This window comes from Bacillus sp. COPE52 (assembly GCF_003355115.1).
Lineage (GTDB): Bacteria > Bacillota > Bacilli > Bacillales > Bacillaceae_G > Bacillus_A > Bacillus_A toyonensis.
In genome coordinates, this window is the sequence record NZ_CP031292.1 from 2,104,028 (window position 1) to 2,119,871 (window position 15,844).

The 15,844-nt window shown below is 35.1% G+C and carries 10 protein-coding genes, 1 pseudogene and 3 other annotated features (1 of these 14 only partly in view); of the genes and pseudogenes, 8 read left to right on the forward strand and 3 right to left on the reverse strand.

The annotated features are described in order from the left end of the window. Positions 1-237: a binding site (T-box leader), on the forward strand; it begins 3 nt to the left of the window's first position. 54 nt (positions 238-291) lie between these two features. Together ileS and DPQ31_RS10625 are read left to right on the forward strand one after the other, a co-directional pair. Next, positions 292-3,393: an isoleucine--tRNA ligase gene (gene ileS, locus DPQ31_RS10620; protein ID WP_199633798.1), complete on the forward strand. Its 3,102-nt coding sequence runs from the start codon at positions 292-294 to the stop codon at positions 3,391-3,393. A gap of 338 nt (positions 3,394-3,731) precedes the next feature. Next, the gene (locus tag DPQ31_RS10625; protein ID WP_000932727.1) at positions 3,732-5,240 is read left to right on the forward strand and encodes a M36 family metallopeptidase; all 1,509 of its coding nucleotides are present in this window, start codon (positions 3,732-3,734) and stop codon (positions 5,238-5,240) included. A gap of 108 nt (positions 5,241-5,348) precedes the next feature. Here DPQ31_RS10625 and DPQ31_RS10630 read toward each other — a convergent pair whose 3' ends face one another. Continuing rightward, positions 5,349-5,828, reverse strand: a complete 480-nt coding sequence (locus tag DPQ31_RS10630; RefSeq protein WP_000709314.1) for a hypothetical protein — start codon at positions 5,826-5,828, stop codon at positions 5,349-5,351. A 221-nt stretch (positions 5,829-6,049) separates the two neighbouring features. Further along, positions 6,050-6,262, forward strand: a binding site (T-box leader). A gap of 105 nt (positions 6,263-6,367) precedes the next feature. Between DPQ31_RS10630 and aspS the strand changes: the two genes are divergently transcribed. The 3 genes and pseudogenes from aspS (at position 6,368) to DPQ31_RS10645 (ending at position 10,493) form a co-directional block, all read left to right on the forward strand. Continuing rightward, positions 6,368-7,666, forward strand: coding sequence for an aspartate--tRNA(Asn) ligase (gene aspS / locus DPQ31_RS10635; RefSeq protein WP_199633800.1), 1,299 nt, complete (start codon positions 6,368-6,370; stop codon positions 7,664-7,666). A gap of 169 nt (positions 7,667-7,835) precedes the next feature. Continuing rightward, positions 7,836-8,084: a binding site (T-box leader), on the forward strand. 117 nt (positions 8,085-8,201) lie between these two features. Next, entirely contained in the window at positions 8,202-9,542 is a 1,341-nt protein-coding gene (locus DPQ31_RS10640; protein ID WP_208731873.1) for a sodium-dependent transporter, read from the forward strand. Between the two features lie 75 nt (positions 9,543-9,617). Continuing rightward, a pseudogene (locus DPQ31_RS10645) lies at positions 9,618-10,493 on the forward strand (alpha/beta fold hydrolase). Between the two features lie 36 nt (positions 10,494-10,529). Here the strand turns inward: DPQ31_RS10645 and DPQ31_RS10650 are convergent. Together DPQ31_RS10650 and DPQ31_RS10655 are read right to left on the reverse strand one after the other, a co-directional pair. Continuing rightward, positions 10,530-11,105, reverse strand: coding sequence for a nucleotidyltransferase family protein (locus tag DPQ31_RS10650; protein WP_208731874.1), 576 nt, complete (start codon positions 11,103-11,105; stop codon positions 10,530-10,532). A 24-nt stretch (positions 11,106-11,129) separates the two neighbouring features. Continuing rightward, positions 11,130-11,927: a lipid II flippase family protein gene (locus tag DPQ31_RS10655; RefSeq protein ID WP_208731875.1), complete on the reverse strand. Its 798-nt coding sequence runs from the start codon at positions 11,925-11,927 to the stop codon at positions 11,130-11,132. Between the two features lie 194 nt (positions 11,928-12,121). Between DPQ31_RS10655 and DPQ31_RS10660 the strand changes: the two genes are divergently transcribed. The 3 genes from DPQ31_RS10660 (at position 12,122) to DPQ31_RS10670 (ending at position 15,720) form a co-directional block, all read left to right on the forward strand. After that, positions 12,122-12,787, forward strand: a complete 666-nt coding sequence (locus DPQ31_RS10660) for an HAD family hydrolase (protein WP_000288768.1) — start codon at positions 12,122-12,124, stop codon at positions 12,785-12,787. Between the two features lie 204 nt (positions 12,788-12,991). Next, positions 12,992-14,431: a GntP family permease gene (locus tag DPQ31_RS10665; RefSeq protein WP_002065163.1), complete on the forward strand. Its 1,440-nt coding sequence runs from the start codon at positions 12,992-12,994 to the stop codon at positions 14,429-14,431. 86 nt (positions 14,432-14,517) lie between these two features. Beyond that, positions 14,518-15,720 (forward strand): iron-containing alcohol dehydrogenase, encoded by a 1,203-nt coding sequence (locus tag DPQ31_RS10670; RefSeq protein ID WP_001158489.1) that lies wholly within the window; start codon positions 14,518-14,520, stop codon positions 15,718-15,720. Positions 15,721-15,844 lie beyond the last annotated feature (124 nt).

The following is a 15,844-nucleotide window of genomic DNA, read 5'->3' on the forward strand; positions in this document are numbered from 1 at the left end:
AATCTGAAGACGAGAAAGAGTAAAATAATGAACTGTTCCCCAGAGAGCCGGTAAAGTGCTGAAAGCCGGTGTTCAGACGTTATTTGAAAATCATCTCCGAGGAGCCGAGGCTGAAAGTAAGTAGGCCCGGACGGATGTCTACCGTTACAAAGAACGCGTATGTTAGTACGTTGCTAAGCGCTATTAGTGAAAAGCTAATAGAATTAGGGTGGTAACGCGGGTAAACCCGTCCCTACTTCATAGGGGCGGGTTTTTTGTGTGCTTTTAAAACATTCAAAGGAGTGATTGTAGATGAAGAAAGTAGATGTAAAAGAGTCAGCTGTAGGGAGAGAAACACGTATTCGTAAGCAGTGGAACGAACAGAGCATTTTTGAACAATCAATTCAGAATCGAGAAGGCGCGCAATCGTTTGTGTTTTATGAAGGACCACCAACGGCGAACGGTTTACCACACGTCGGCCATGCACTTGGTCGGGCAATTAAAGATTTAGTAGCAAGATATAAAACGATGGCCGGTTATAAAGTAGTAAGAAAAGCAGGATGGGATACACACGGTTTACCTGTAGAATTAGGTGTTGAGAAGCAACTTGGTATTTCTGGTAAACATGAAATCGAAGAGTACGGAATTGAGCCATTTATTAAGAAGTGTAAAGAGAGTGTATTCACATATGAAAAGCAGTGGCGTGAGTTCACTGAAAGTATCGGTTATTGGGTAGATATGGATGATCCATACGTTACTTTAGAAAATCCATATATCGAAAGTGTATGGCATATTTTAGGGACGATTCATGAAAAAGGCTTGTTATATAAAGGTCATAGAGTTTCACCGTACTGCCCAAGCTGTCAAACCTCTCTCAGTTCACATGAAGTTGCACAAGGGTATAAAACAGTAAAAGATTTAAGTGCAACAGTCAAGTTTAAAGTGGAAAATAGTGAAAATGAGTATTTCTTAGCTTGGACGACAACACCATGGACACTTCCAGCAAATGTTGCACTTGCTGTACATTCAAATATGGAATACGTTAAAGCGAAACAAGAAGGTCATGTATACATTGTTGCGAAAGAACGTGTACAAGAAGTATTAAAAGAAAACTATGAAGTATTATCTGTTCATAAAGGTGAAGAATTAGTAAATACATTTTACACAGCACCATTTCCAATGAAAGAAGTGACAAATGGTTACCGTGTTATTGCAGCGGATTTTGTAACGGCAGATAGTGGTACTGGACTCGTTCATATTGCTCCAGCATATGGGGAAGATGATTATAGAGTTGTTCAAAGTGAAGGATTGTCGTTCCTACATGTTGTAGATGGAAAAGGTGAGTATACAGATGCAGTACCATTTTTGAAAGGTAAATTTGTAAAAGATTGTGACGTTGATATCGTTCGTTATTTGGCGAAGGAAGGTTTGCTATATCATAAAGAAAAATATGAACATAGTTACCCGCATTGCTGGCGTTGTGATTCACCACTTCTTTATTATGCAGGAGAAAGTTGGTTAATCCGAACAACTGCAATTAAAGATACATTTTTAAAAAATAATGATTCTGTTACTTGGTATCCGGATCATATGAAACATGGACGTTTTGGTAAGTTTTTAGAAAATATGGTTGACTGGAATATTAGCCGAAATAGATATTGGGGAACACCATTAAACGTATGGGAATGCGAAAGTTGCGATCATCAGTTCGCACCGAAAAGCATTGCTGAATTAAGAAAGCATAGTAAGAAAGAAACACCTGAAGATTTAGAATTGCATAAGCCGTATGTAGATGAAGTGCAAGTGTGCTGCGGGAAATGCGGAGGCACAATGAATCGCACACCAGAAGTAATCGATGTTTGGTTTGATAGTGGTTCTATGCCATTTGCACAATATCATTACCCATTTGAAAATAAAGATTTATTTGAAGAGCAGTTTCCAGCGGATGTTATTGCAGAAGGAATTGATCAAACACGCGGCTGGTTTTATAGTTTATTAGCAGTATCAGCACTATATACAGGCAAAGTGCCGTATAAACGAGTTTTATCACTAGGGCATGTTTTAGATGAAGAAGGACAAAAAATGTCTAAAAGTAAAGGCAATGCACTAGATCCAGTTGATTTAGTAGAGAAGTTTGGTGCAGATGCGCTAAGATGGGCTTTACTCGTTGATAGTGCCCCGTGGAATGCGAAGCGTTTTTCTGAAAGAACCGTACTGGAAGCGAAATCTAAATTTGTAGATACATTAGTCAATGTGTATAGCTTCTACGTTTTATATGCAAATTTAGATGAGTATAATCCGAAAGAAACGTATGACGTAAAGCTTACGAAATTAGACGAATGGGTATTATCAAGATTGCATAGTACAACGAAAAAAGTGAGAACAGCACTTGATGAGTATCAATTTACGAATGCAGCTCGTGAAATTGCAGCACTTGTAGATGAAGTGAGTAACTGGTATGTAAGACGCTCACGTAATCGTTTCTGGGAATCTGGTATGAACGCTGAAAAAGCATCTGCCTATGAGACACTTCATGAAGTGCTTGTAACAATTAGTAAATTAATTGCACCATTTACACCGTTTGTCGCGGAAGACATTCATCTGAATTTAGAAGGAAGTAGCGTTCATTTAGCGGATTATCCAGTTGTAAATGAATCACTACTTCAGCCGAAATTAGAAGCGGAAATGGATGCTGTTTTACAAGTTGTCGAACTTGGAAGAAGTAACCGTAATCAGCATTCTTTAAAAGTAAAACAGCCGTTAGCTGAGCTTGTATTACTTGAGCATAAAGAGAATGATATCGATTGGGAATCTTATCGCGATATTGTAATGGATGAGCTAAATGTGAAAGCATTCCATGTTGAACTGGATGAAACGAAGTATACATCATATCAATTGAAGCTCAATTTTAAAACAGCAGGGCCGAAGTTCGGTAAAAATGTGAATGCAGTAAACGGCTGGTTAAAACAATTATCACAAGAAGAAGTACAGAACTTTGTTGCAACTGAAAAAGCGGTATATGAAGCTGTATCAGGAGAAGAGGTAGTCGTAACGGTTGAAGATGTATTAGTAGAGAAAGTCGCGAAATCAGGATTCTCTAATACAACTAACGGACAATATACAGTTATGTTAGATACGAATGTAACGGAAGAATTGTTACAAGAAGGAGTGGCCCGTGAATTCATTCGTGCGGTTCAAGAATATCGTAAGCAGTTGAATTTACCAGTTAACTTACGAGTTGATGTGATTCTTGATGCAGATGAAGAACTACAGCAAACGTTAACGAATCATAAACATCTATTGGAAGAAAACTTACTCGTCAAGCAATTTACATTTGGCCACTTAACGAATGAAGATGACGAGCTTTCTTTAGGGGAGACAAAACTCCGAATTAAGTTAAGCGAGGCTAATTAATGAAAAAGGAAGTTGGAATCATTCCAACTTCCTTTTTTGTATGAAGGGAGATTAACCGAATGATTTCCTCATAATCCACTCGATAGGGACACTGGAAAATTTCTTTCTTCATATTTTAAAAGTATAAGGTTGAAAGAATTGATAAAGAAATATATTTCTAAAGTATTGTTTTCGTTTTACACATAAATATTGAGAAAATTTCACTTACCCAAAATGTAAAGGTAATAGAATTGCTCGTATAGAATTACTCGTAGATTCACTTTATTTCGTTACTTGTGGACAGTAATAGCCTTATAGGAATGGGGTAAAGGTTTCAATTTATTAGGGGGAGTGGTTTTATGTTAAACAAAAAAATGGTGGCAATGGCAATGACTGTACCATTAGTAATGGGGACGATTTCTACAGTTTCCGCATTGGAAAAGAAGCAAGTAAAGGTAGAAGCTTATTCACCACAGAAAAAAGCAGTTGAATATTTAAAAGGGAATGCCAATCAGTATGGATTAAAGCCCGACCTTTCAGACTTGCAATATATTTCTACAACAGAAACATCAGTAGCTTCATATGTTAGGTTCCAACAAATAGTAAATGGCGCGCCTGTATTTTCAAAACAAATTACGGTTACTCTTAACGGAGAGGGAAAAGGAGTACTTGCTGTTTCTGATTATCAACCTGTTACAGGTGTGAAGGAAGTAACGACAAAAATTAGTGAAAAAGATGCAATACAAAAGTCAATGGCGTATGTTGGAGAAGCGAGTGAGCAAAACTTATGGGCTCCTACAGAAAAAGAATTCGGATATATTGTTGAAGAAGGTGTCGCTCTTCCAGTATATAAAGTGGTAGTCCATTCTAATAATCCATTCGGTGCATGGGAAACATTTATTGATGCAGAAAATGGAAAGTTAATTAAAAAGGTTGATATAAACCGAAAAGCTGAAGGGTCAGGAAAAGTATTTTTACCTAACCCGGTCGTATCTAGCGGTAGTAAAGTAGGATTAAAAGATAATAATGATGCAGATTCAACAGCTCTAACGAACCAATTGAAGACTGTTACGTTAAAAGGTTTAGATGGAACAGGATTTTTAATTGGAGAGTATGTAACGATTTCTTCAAAAGCGATGACGAAATCTACAAACTTACAATTTAACTATACACGTGCAAATGATAGCTTTGAAGATGTTATGTCGTATTATCATATCGATACATTGCAGCGCTATATTCAAGGACTAGGCTTTAAAAATATTAATAATCGTTCGATTAAAGTAAATGTTAATGGTACAACGGATGATAACTCATTCTATTCTCCATCAACGAAAGCTTTAACTTTCGGTACTGGCGGAGTTGATGATGCAGAAGATGCTGGTATTATCGCGCATGAATACGGCCATTCAATTCAAGACAATCAAGTGCCTGGATTCGGTAGCTCACCAGAAGGTGGAGCAATGGGAGAAGGATTTGGTGATTTCTTAGGTGCTACTTATGAAGATGCAGTGTCGACTACAGGGTACGGAAAAGCATGTGTTGGAGAATGGGATGCGACAGCTTATTCTAGTTCGGATCCAACATGCTTACGCCGATTAGATACGAATAAAGTATATCCGAAAGATATTACGAATGAAGTGCATGATGATGGGGAAATTTGGGCTCAAGGACAATACGAAATGGCACAAGCTTTTGGCCGTGATGTAGCAACAAAAATTATTTTACAATCACATTGGTCATTAACGCCAAATGCTAAATTCCGTGATGGAGCAAAAGCAATTAAGCAAGCGGATGCTCTTCTATATGGCGGACAACATGCTGCTGATATCGATCGTATTTGGGCAGCAAGAGGAATTAGTACGAATTAATATAAAAAGTCGTGGCGTTTATAAGCCACGACTTTTTAATTTACATAAGAATTGGTACTAGTAAATAAATTAATATCAATGATAATGTGAATACATCCGCATCCTCATTTACTTTTTAGATTCTTTAAAAACAAAATGCTCTTTAAATTTTCTAGACTCAACTTTTTGACCGTTTCGCATCGAGCGGAAAGGGTGTTCTTGCCACGTAATAATCACGTCAACCTCATCTGCTTTTGTAGAAATAGGTAAGTTAGCATGTTCAAATCCAGTTTTGTTGCTTGCTAAACGACTTTCCTTTAGGGAAAAGAGTTCATATTTCGTTTTTGTATTTGGCTCGTTGCGGAAGACTTCAACTTGTACGTTATACACTTCGCTTTTTCCGAGATTTTTTACAGAGAAATAATATGTTTGTAATACACCTTTTTTAGGTTGCAACAATTTTTTACTCGTTTTTTTCACGTCATCAATATTCACTTGCCATTGATTAGAATGTTGAGAGATTGGTAAAGATTTTGGTGAATATGCGTACGTTTCATTTACTACAATTAGGCATAACAAAAGGAGAAAGAAACTAATTGCTTTTTTCATATGTACACCTCCGCTACAATTTTGCTATTAATATGCGTGGGAAACATGTAAAATATGTAATAAAATGGAAATGCATATAGAGCGTGAAAAAGACTAGTGTAAATCTAAATGGGAAAATAATAATAGAACATGAAAAATACGCATATATAACGGTAGATGAAGAATCTTAAATAAAAAGGCTTGCGTTTTATAAAATAAAGAGATAGAATACTCTGTAAATATAAAAAGTGATGATCAGGAAAAGTACATGATGCAAAGGTCTACAGAGAGCAATCGGTTGCTGGGAAGATTGCGATACCGCATGATGGAAAGACACCTGTGAGTGTTGCTTTGAACGTGATTATTAGTAAAAGCAAACGGTACCTACCGTTATCAGGGCTAAGATGGTCATTGTGACAATTTGGGTGGTACCGCGGAAAAAATCCGTCCCTATTTCTAGGGGCGGATTTTTGTATTCTTTGAAAGGAGGTGAGTGAACGTGGATGACGACGATGACAACAATAACGTAAATAAAATGAAAACTATTGGAGGGAAATATAATGGGGCAAATAATGAAGCGTTCACTCACTCAAGCGAGTACAGAGCATGTTGGAAAAGTGGTACTCTTACAAGGGTGGGTAAAAAAGATCCGTCATCTAGGTAATGTTAGTTTTTTATTATTACGGGACCGAACGGGAGTTATTCAATGTGTATTAGAAAACGAGTTAGCTGGATACAAAGTTGATGTAGAAAGTGTCGTTCAAATAGTTGGTGAAATTGTAGAGACTTCGAAAACAGAATTAGGGGTTGAAGTACTTGCTCATGAAGTGAAAGTATTAAATGGTGCAGAACAACTTCCATTTGAATTAAATAAAAAGAAATTACAAGTTGGTTTAGATCAACTATTGAATGAACGAGTATTATCGTTAAGACATGAGCGAACCGCGGCGATATTTAAAGTGAAAGCTACACTCGCTCAAAGTTTTAGTGACTATTTAACAGAGAACGATTTCATACGTATATTTACGCCGAAAATTGTTTCGCAAGGGGCAGAAGGAGGAGCGAATGTTTTTAAGCTTCCATATTTCCAAAAAGAAGCTTATTTAGCTCAATCACCACAGTTTTATAAACAAATGATGGTAGCGGGAGGATTGGAACGTGTTTTTGAAATTGCACCTGTTTACAGAGCGGAACATCACAACTCTTCCCGTCATTTGAATGAATATATATCGTTAGACGTAGAGCTTGGATTTATCGATGATTTTCATGAAGTGATGCAATTAGAAACGGATGTTTTACGATATATGTTTCAGCAGGTAGGAGAAACATGTGAGAAAGAACTACAACAATTACAATTAGAAGTACCTGTCATTACTGAAATACCGAAAATTACATTGTCAGAAGCACAAGAGATTTTGAAAAGTAAGTATCGAAAAGAATCACCGATTGGAGATTTAGATACAGAAGGTGAAAAGTTACTAGGGAAATATGTGAAAGAAACATATAATAGTGAATTTGTTTTCATTACACATTATCCGAAAGAAGCGAGACCGATGTATACGATGCCGAATAACGAGAATCCATCTATTACTGATTCGTTCGACTTATTATATAAAGGGTTAGAAATAACATCAGGAGCACAGCGAATTCATAATTATGATCTGTTACTCGCATCTTTTAAAGAAAAAGGATTACACCTAGAGAAATTTCAATCTTATTTAAATACATTCCGATACGGTTGTCCACCGCATGGCGGTTTCGGTATTGGGTTAGAAAGGATTGTATATAAACTTTTAGAATTAACGAACGTACGAGAGGCGAGTGCTTTTCCGAGAGATTGTACACGTCTTACACCATAAAAAAGAACCTTCGCGATTATCGCGAGGATTCTTTTTTTATGTTCTTTTATTTTTACATTGAAAGTTTATAAAAAACCTTTTCGACAAAAAAATAAATATATACCTTGACAGTTACTAATATAACCGATATACTTCATATTAATTTCAAAAGAAAATATATTCTAAATATTAAAATGTGTTGAATAGGAGTAGTAAGGTCATGTATTTGTGCAGAGAGCTATGGGTTGGTGCGACATAGTCAAATGACATCCTGAACTCGCCTAGGAGCAGTAAGGTGGAACGGAATTACATTCTTAGTAAATCTTAACGGTTAACCTTCGATATTAGGTTTGTAATCAAACGATTACTACTAAGGTGGATTCATAATGGAATCAATAAGGGTGGTACCGCGTTAAGTAAATGGCTTAGCGTCTCTTTTTATAAAGAGATGCTGAGCCATTTTTTATTTTATAGAAAAAGAAATGGAGGGTTTATTCGGATAGGTATATAAAATTTAATTATTTATATAAAAAGATTTAATTGGGAGGAAAATAAGATGAAACAGACGGAGCAATGGACTTCGAAATTAGGATTTATAATGGCTGCAGCAGGATCAGCAATTGGATTAGGCGCAATATGGAAGTTTCCTTATATCGCTGGGAAGAGCGGGGGAGGAGCATTCTTTTTAATCTTTATATTATTTACTGTATTAATTGGTCTCCCGCTATTAATAGCTGAATTTATGATTGGACGCAGTACACAGAAACAAGCAGTTGGCGCATTTAAAAGTATTGCACCAAATACAGGATGGCACTGGATTGGACGCCTTGGCGTTGGAACGTGTTTTATATTACTTTCGTTTTATAGTGTTGTAGGTGGATGGGTATTGATTTATTTATTTAGAGGAGCAACTGGACAACTTATTACTCCGGGACAAAATTACGGTACATTATTTACTGAAACAATTGGAAATCCCGCTTGGGCTATTACTGGACATTTCGCTTTTATGTTCATTACGATATGGGTTGTATCAAAAGGTGTACAAAACGGAATTGAAAAAGCAAGTAAATATATGTTACCAGCATTGTTCGTTTTATTTGTCGCCCTTATTATTCGTTCATTAACATTGGATAATGCAATGCAAGGTGTGAAGTTTTTCTTACAACCAGATTTCTCAAAGATTACTTCAGAAAGTATTTTGTTCGCAATGGGCCAATCGTTCTTTGCGATTAGTATCGGAATATCAATCATGGTTACGTATAGTTCCTATTTAAATAAAAAAGAAAGTTTACCAAAATCAGCAATAACAATTGTTGGATTGAATTTATTCGTTTCTTTATTTGCAGGTCTTGCAATTTTTCCAGCAGTATTTTCATTAGGAATGGAGCCGACGGAAGGGCCTGGATTGCTATTTATCGTATTACCATCTGTATTTAGTCAAATTCCATTTGGCGGATTGTTCTTAACGGTATTTCTTGCACTATTTACATTTGCCACATTAACATCGGCGTTTTCTCTACTAGAGACGGTTGTTTCAGCATTAGCAAATGGTGAACAAGAAAGAAGAACGAAACTATCATGGATCATTGGTTTCTGTATTTTCTTAGTAGGTATACCATCTGCGTTATCATTTGGAGTATGGAGTGATATTACGATTTTTGGTAAGAATATTTTTGATGCGGTAGACTTTTTATCTAGTAATATATTAATGCCACTAGGAGCGCTATTTATTAGTATTTTCGTATCATTCAAAATGGAAAAGAAGGTGATAGAAGCAGAATTTTTTGTAGGTGGAAATTACGGAAAGAAAGTATTTACTTGTTGGGCATTTTTACTTCGGTTTGTAGCGCCACTTGCCATCATCATCGTCTTTTTAAATGTAATAGGAATTATTTAACATTAAATGTTATAATATACAGTAAAAAAGAAGGTGATGATTATAAAGGCGAATTTGATAGAAGCAGGGAAATACATGGACATTAGAGGGAAGAAGTTATATGTTGAAGCACATGGAAACCCTTAAAGTAAGCCTGTATTATACTTGCACGGCGGTCCAGGAGAGAGCTGTTATGATTTTTCATTTCATCAAGCGGAACGTTTAAAAGATTCTTTAAATGTAATTATGATAGATCAAAGAGGTGTTTGTCGCTCAGAAGAAATTCTTGAGGACGAAGCTTTTGGATTAAATGATTTGATTGAAGATTGTGAAGAACTAAAAAAAGTATTGCAAATTGAGAAGTGGTCTGTAATTGGACATTCTTTCGGTGGATATGTAGCATTGTTATATGCATCGATATATCCAAGTTCAATAGAGAAAATAATATTTGAAGGACCAACTTTCGATTTTGCATTAACAAGTAGAGCTTTGTTACAAAAGACAGGGGATTTATTAAAAAAGTATGGAAAACAAGAAGTAGCAGAAGAGTCCATCGCTTATTCATCTAGCAATGCTAGTTCCGAAGAGTTGCTTGAAGCGTATATAAGATTAAGCGATGAATTAGAAGAAAAAAGAATGGAGATTTACAATAATAAGGAAGATAGGACAGATGAGAGTTTATACAGTGATCAAGAGTGGGAAATGTTTCCAAAACGCTCCAAGATTCATTTTGATAGATTAAAATTAGAAGGCGCATGTCATACATCATTATTATCCAAAATAAAAGATGTACAAAATCCAATGTTATTACTTGTAGGAAAACATGATGTAGTAACGTGTGAAAAACAAATTGAAATATTTAATAAAGATGCTCGAAACGGCAAGTATATTGCATTTGAAGAGAGCGGTCATTCACCTCATTATGAGGAAGCAGATAGATTCGCAGAAACAGTCATGTATTTTTTGAAATGAAGAAAAGGGTGCTTCTATTAATGAGAAGCACCCTTTCTAAATTTCTGGATATGTGATTGTTATGTTAGGCCATTTACTTTGCCAATTCTTTTTAATAACTCTGTTTTTGTACATATGTATACGTCCTTTTGATTCGAGAAAATGAGCTGTTGCTCTCACTTGTAATGAAAGAACATCTTTAATACCGCACGGAGCTGTTAATATAACATTGTTTTTTTCGTCTAATGTAACCCCTAAAGCCGTTGCTGTTTCAGGGAATTTAGAAATAGCATCAACAGAAGAAGAATATGGTGGCATGTTGTTCACCACATGCATACGAGCTTGATTTTTAACCGACCAAGGTATAGAAGCATCCATATTTGTTAGTGTTTTCTCTACGGATTGTTCATATGTCTCGTCTTTATGTAATGGATCAAAATAGATGACATCAACGTCCGGTGTAGCAGTTCTTACTTCGTAGTTATGCAAAGTATCCCAAAGTTTAGAACGAACAAAACCGGCGCAAATCCACCAATCAGGTAGCTCTAGTGATTTTGCTATGTGTAATACGTCCATCATCCATTTGTCGTTTTCTATTAAGCGAATTACATCTTGTTCTGTTTGTATCTTCATTGATAAATTCACCTTCCTAGTAAATTAATGCATCAGTTCAATAATCCATAAAATCCAGTAAGCACCTGGTACGAACAACAGTTGTGCGAGTAAAGTACCGAGAAGTCTAGATATCATTAACCAACCATACATTTTACTCATAGATTCAGCACCATTTTCTGATTGTAAAGCACGCTCTGTTAATAGAGCAATGCGTGGATCGAGCAATACTGTTAATAAAATAGTAGCAAACCCATTCACAAGGCCAGAAGCTGTACTTGCATTTGTTGCGTAATCTGGATTTAGAAAAGAAGCATAAAGGGCAGAAAGAACACCTGCTGTATAAATTGCAGTAGCAAACATGTTAATAAGCATAATACGCTTTGGAATACCACCGATACGCAATCTATGAATCATTTCAAATCTTGGAAAGCGCACATATTTTTTTGTGTACTTTAATTTTTGAATGTTATTTGTTTTCATCATTCGAATGAAAGAACCATCTGTTTCAAAGTTTTGAATGACATATCCAAATAGTTTTGTCAAAGTTGGATAAAGAATAATCGCAAGTAATGTACCTATGGAAGCAGATAATAGTACAAGTCGTATAGTATGCTCTAAATTAATAGAAGCATCTCGTTTTGCTTCATCGACAATCCCGCCAATTAAAAAGGCTTGTAGTAAATTTGAAGTTCTTGAAATAAGTAATACCATTCCTACGACAGATAAGGCAACGACAATCTTTTTTAAACGAACACCAGCTAATCGAATACTATAAGAACTAGTTTCGACTGCGTGGATGACAATTGTGAAAGCTATTATAAAAATTAACGTAATTGACATTTGTTTCACCAGTTTCTATTGAATTAATTGTAACTTTCTTACTTTATCATATCTATCCGTCTAATGTAACCGAAACTATGTAACATAGAAAAAGTGATTTTTTTGAAAAAACAAATAATGGTAGTATAGTAGAGGTAGAGTAGTAAAAAAACCTTTAGTATTACATGTAAAGTAGGATAAGTGGGGGATTAAATATGTATACAACATTTTTATTTGATTTAGATGGAACAGTAACGGATCCTAAAAAGGGGATTGTAAATTCAGTTTTGTACGCGTTAGAAAAGGTTGGAATTGAAGAATTACATGTAAGTGAGTTAGATTCATTTATTGGTCCTCCTATTCAGCAATCATTCGTAGAGAGATATAATATGAATGAAGGAGAAGTTGAACGAGCTGTTTTTTATTTCAGGGAATATTTAAAGCAACGTGGGTTGTTGGAGAATAGTGTATACGAGGGTATTCCAAATCTCCTAAAACAATTAAAAGATAACGGAAATCGTTTATTTATAGCTACTTCAAAGCCTACTATTTTTGCTAGACAAGTAATAGAGCATTTTCAACTAACGAATTATTTTGAAGATATTATTGGAAGTAATTTAAATGGAACAAGAATAAAAAAAGAAGAAATAATTGCACATATTTTACTTCAGAATGAAGGACTTAATAAAGAGGAAGTTGTTATGATTGGAGATAGAAAGCACGATATAATAGGTGCAAATCATAATGGAATTGCTTCAATTGGTGTTTTATATGGCTATGGTAGTGAAAATGAGTTGATTGAAGTTAGTTCGACTCATATAGCGAAGGATATAGAAGAACTACACCATTTTTGTATAGAAAATAGTTTAATAAAAAAATAAAAATAGAGACTAACAATCCCTTTATAACGTATGACGATGAAATCGTTTCTGTTTAAAGGGATTTTTCATATGTAATCGAATATGTATAATTAGACATTTTAGTATGAAAAATTTGTATGAATTAGAGGAGGGATGTCAGAAATGAAAGATTAGTAGAAGTTTATCAATAAAAGATTGAATTTTCAGTTTAAAGGAGGGGTATAATTGGAGCTAGTTATTATATTATTAGCACTTAGCTTACTTATGTTTGTAGCCTATAGAGGGTTTTCTGTTATTTTATTTGCACCAATTTTTGCATTATTTGCGGTATTTTTGACAGAACCTAGTTTTGTATTACCTTTCTTTTCTAATATTTTTATGGAGAAAATGGTAGGGTTTATTAAACTATATTTCCCGGTGTTTTTACTTGGAGCAATTTTTGGGAAAGTAGTAGAAATGTCAGGAATTGCTGATTCTATTGCAAAGACGATTGTAGAGTTGGTTGGAGAAAAACGTACAATTTTAGCGATTGTTTTAATGGGTGCTATTTTAACATATAGTGGTGTTAGTGTATATGTAGTGGTATTTGCTATATTTCCGTTTGCAGCTAAGCTTTTTCGACAAGCTAATATTCCAAAACGCTTAATACCTGGAACAATTGTCCTTGGAGCAGTAACATTTACAATGGATGCGCTCCCTGGATCACCACAAATTCAAAATGTAATACCTACAACATTTTTTAAAACGGATATTTATGCTGCGCCGATACTTGGTATTGTAGGGGCAATTTTTGTACTCACGTTAGGTTTATTATATTTAGAGAGTAGGCGTAAGAAGGCAAAAGCAGCAGGTGAAGGATATTTTGGTTTTAACGATGGGAATACTGAAATGGCAGCATCTTTGGAATTAGAGCAGAAAGAAATACCGCTGTTAAATAGTTTAGAAATTACGAGGGCACAACAACTTATTGCTTTTATACCACTTATTTTAGTAGGTGTAATGAATAAAGTGTTTACTATTATGATACCGAAGTGGTATCCGAACGGTTTTGACTTTTCAGCAATTGGTATGAAAGCATTTGGAAAAGTAGAATTGAGTGCGGTAGTTGGAATATGGTCTGTAGAATTGGCACTTATAATAGGAATTTTAACAACTCTTTTATTATACTGGAAACGGGTAGTAACAGGATTTCAAGCTGGATTGAATACAAGTATAGGTGGAGCACTACTTGCAACAATGAATACTGGAGCAGAATTTGGTTTCGGTGGTGTCATTGCAGCACTTCCAGGTTTTGCAATTATGAGAGATGGCATTTCTGCAACGTTCACAAATCCTTTAGTGAATGGAGCGGTAACGACGAATATTTTAGCCGGTATTACAGGTTCTGCATCAGGAGGAATGGGGATTGTTTTAAGTGCGATGGGGGATAAATTTATTGCAGCAGCCAATCAATTTGATATCCCATTAGAAGTTATGCACCGTATCGTATCAATGGCATCAGGAGGAATGGATACATTACCACATAACGGGGCTATTATTACTATTCTTACAGTAACAGGTTTAACACATAAACAGTCATATAAAGATATATTTGCTATTACAGTTTTGAAAACGCTTGCTGTGTTTTTAGTTATCGCATTCTATACTATTACAGGAATTTATTAAAAATAGATACTATATGAATTGTAAAGGTTTATTTAGTTGATATTTTATAAACTAAACATTAATAAGGGTAAGAAGGGGTGGAGTATTTGCAAGAAGTTGCTGAGTTTCGTATGCCGAAGTCTGTACTATATGGAAGAAATTCGATTGAAAAGCTGGGGGAACAATCAAAGAAGTTTGGGAAAAGAGCTTTTATAGTTACTGATACAATTATGGAGAAATTAGGGTATGTTGAAAGGTGCATAAAACAGCTAAATAAGAAAGGGATTACTGTTATTACATATAATAAAGTGAATGCTGAGCCTACAAATTTACACGTATTAGAAGCGTTAACGATTTGTAAAGAAGGAAAGTGTGATTTTATTATCGGTATTGGTGGTGGAAGTTGTATTGATGCTGCGAAAGCAGTAGCGGTGTTATATACTAATGGTGGAGCAATTGAATATTACGTCCAAAAAGATGTTGAAATAGAAAATGATCCACTACCACTCATTGCAATTCCAACAACTTCAGGTACTGGGTCAGAAGTAACAAGTGTAGCAGTAATTACGAATAAAAAAACAGATGTAAAAATGATGATGAAGCATCCGAGTTTTACCCCGCAAGTAGCGATTATTGACCCGATATTAACAAGTTCGGTACCACCTCATATTACGGCAGCGACAGGTATAGATGCATTATGCCATGCAATTGAAGCATATATTTCTAAATTTTCTCAACCACTTACAGATGTACTTGCTCTTTCGGCTATTGAAAGTATTATGAAATATTTACGTATTGTATATGAAGATGGAGGTAATATGGAAGCAAGGGAAGCAATGATGATCGCTTCATTACAAGCTGGAATTGCATTCTCAAATGCATCTGTTACATTAGTTCATGGAATGTCAAGACCAGTAGGGGCGTTATTTCATGTACCACATGGTATATCAAATGCAATACTATTACCTACAGTTTTAGAATATACAAAAGTGAGTGCAACAAAAAGACTAGCGGAAATTGGACGTTGTTTAAATAAAGATATGTATTCCTATTGTGATGAAGAAATAGCCGATTATACGCTGAGGGAAATAAAAAAACTTTGTTTTGATCTTCGTATTCCAAATTTAAAAGAATACGGAATCGGTGAGGTTGAATTTGAAAATGCTATTTCAAAAATGGCCTCGGATGCAATTGAAAGTGGTAGCCCAGGAAATAATCCGCGAGTTCCTTCTTATAATGAAATTAAACAGTTGTATCGACAATGTTTTAATTATCAATATGAAGATTCTATAAAAACATCAGGGGGTTAATTTCAGAATATTCACATAAAATTTCCTTGGAAATAGTTAAAACAAGACTTTATATTATAAACTTAAAGTCTTGTTTTATTGTGTATAATATACATAATAAAACATTGTTATTAGTTTAGAAAAA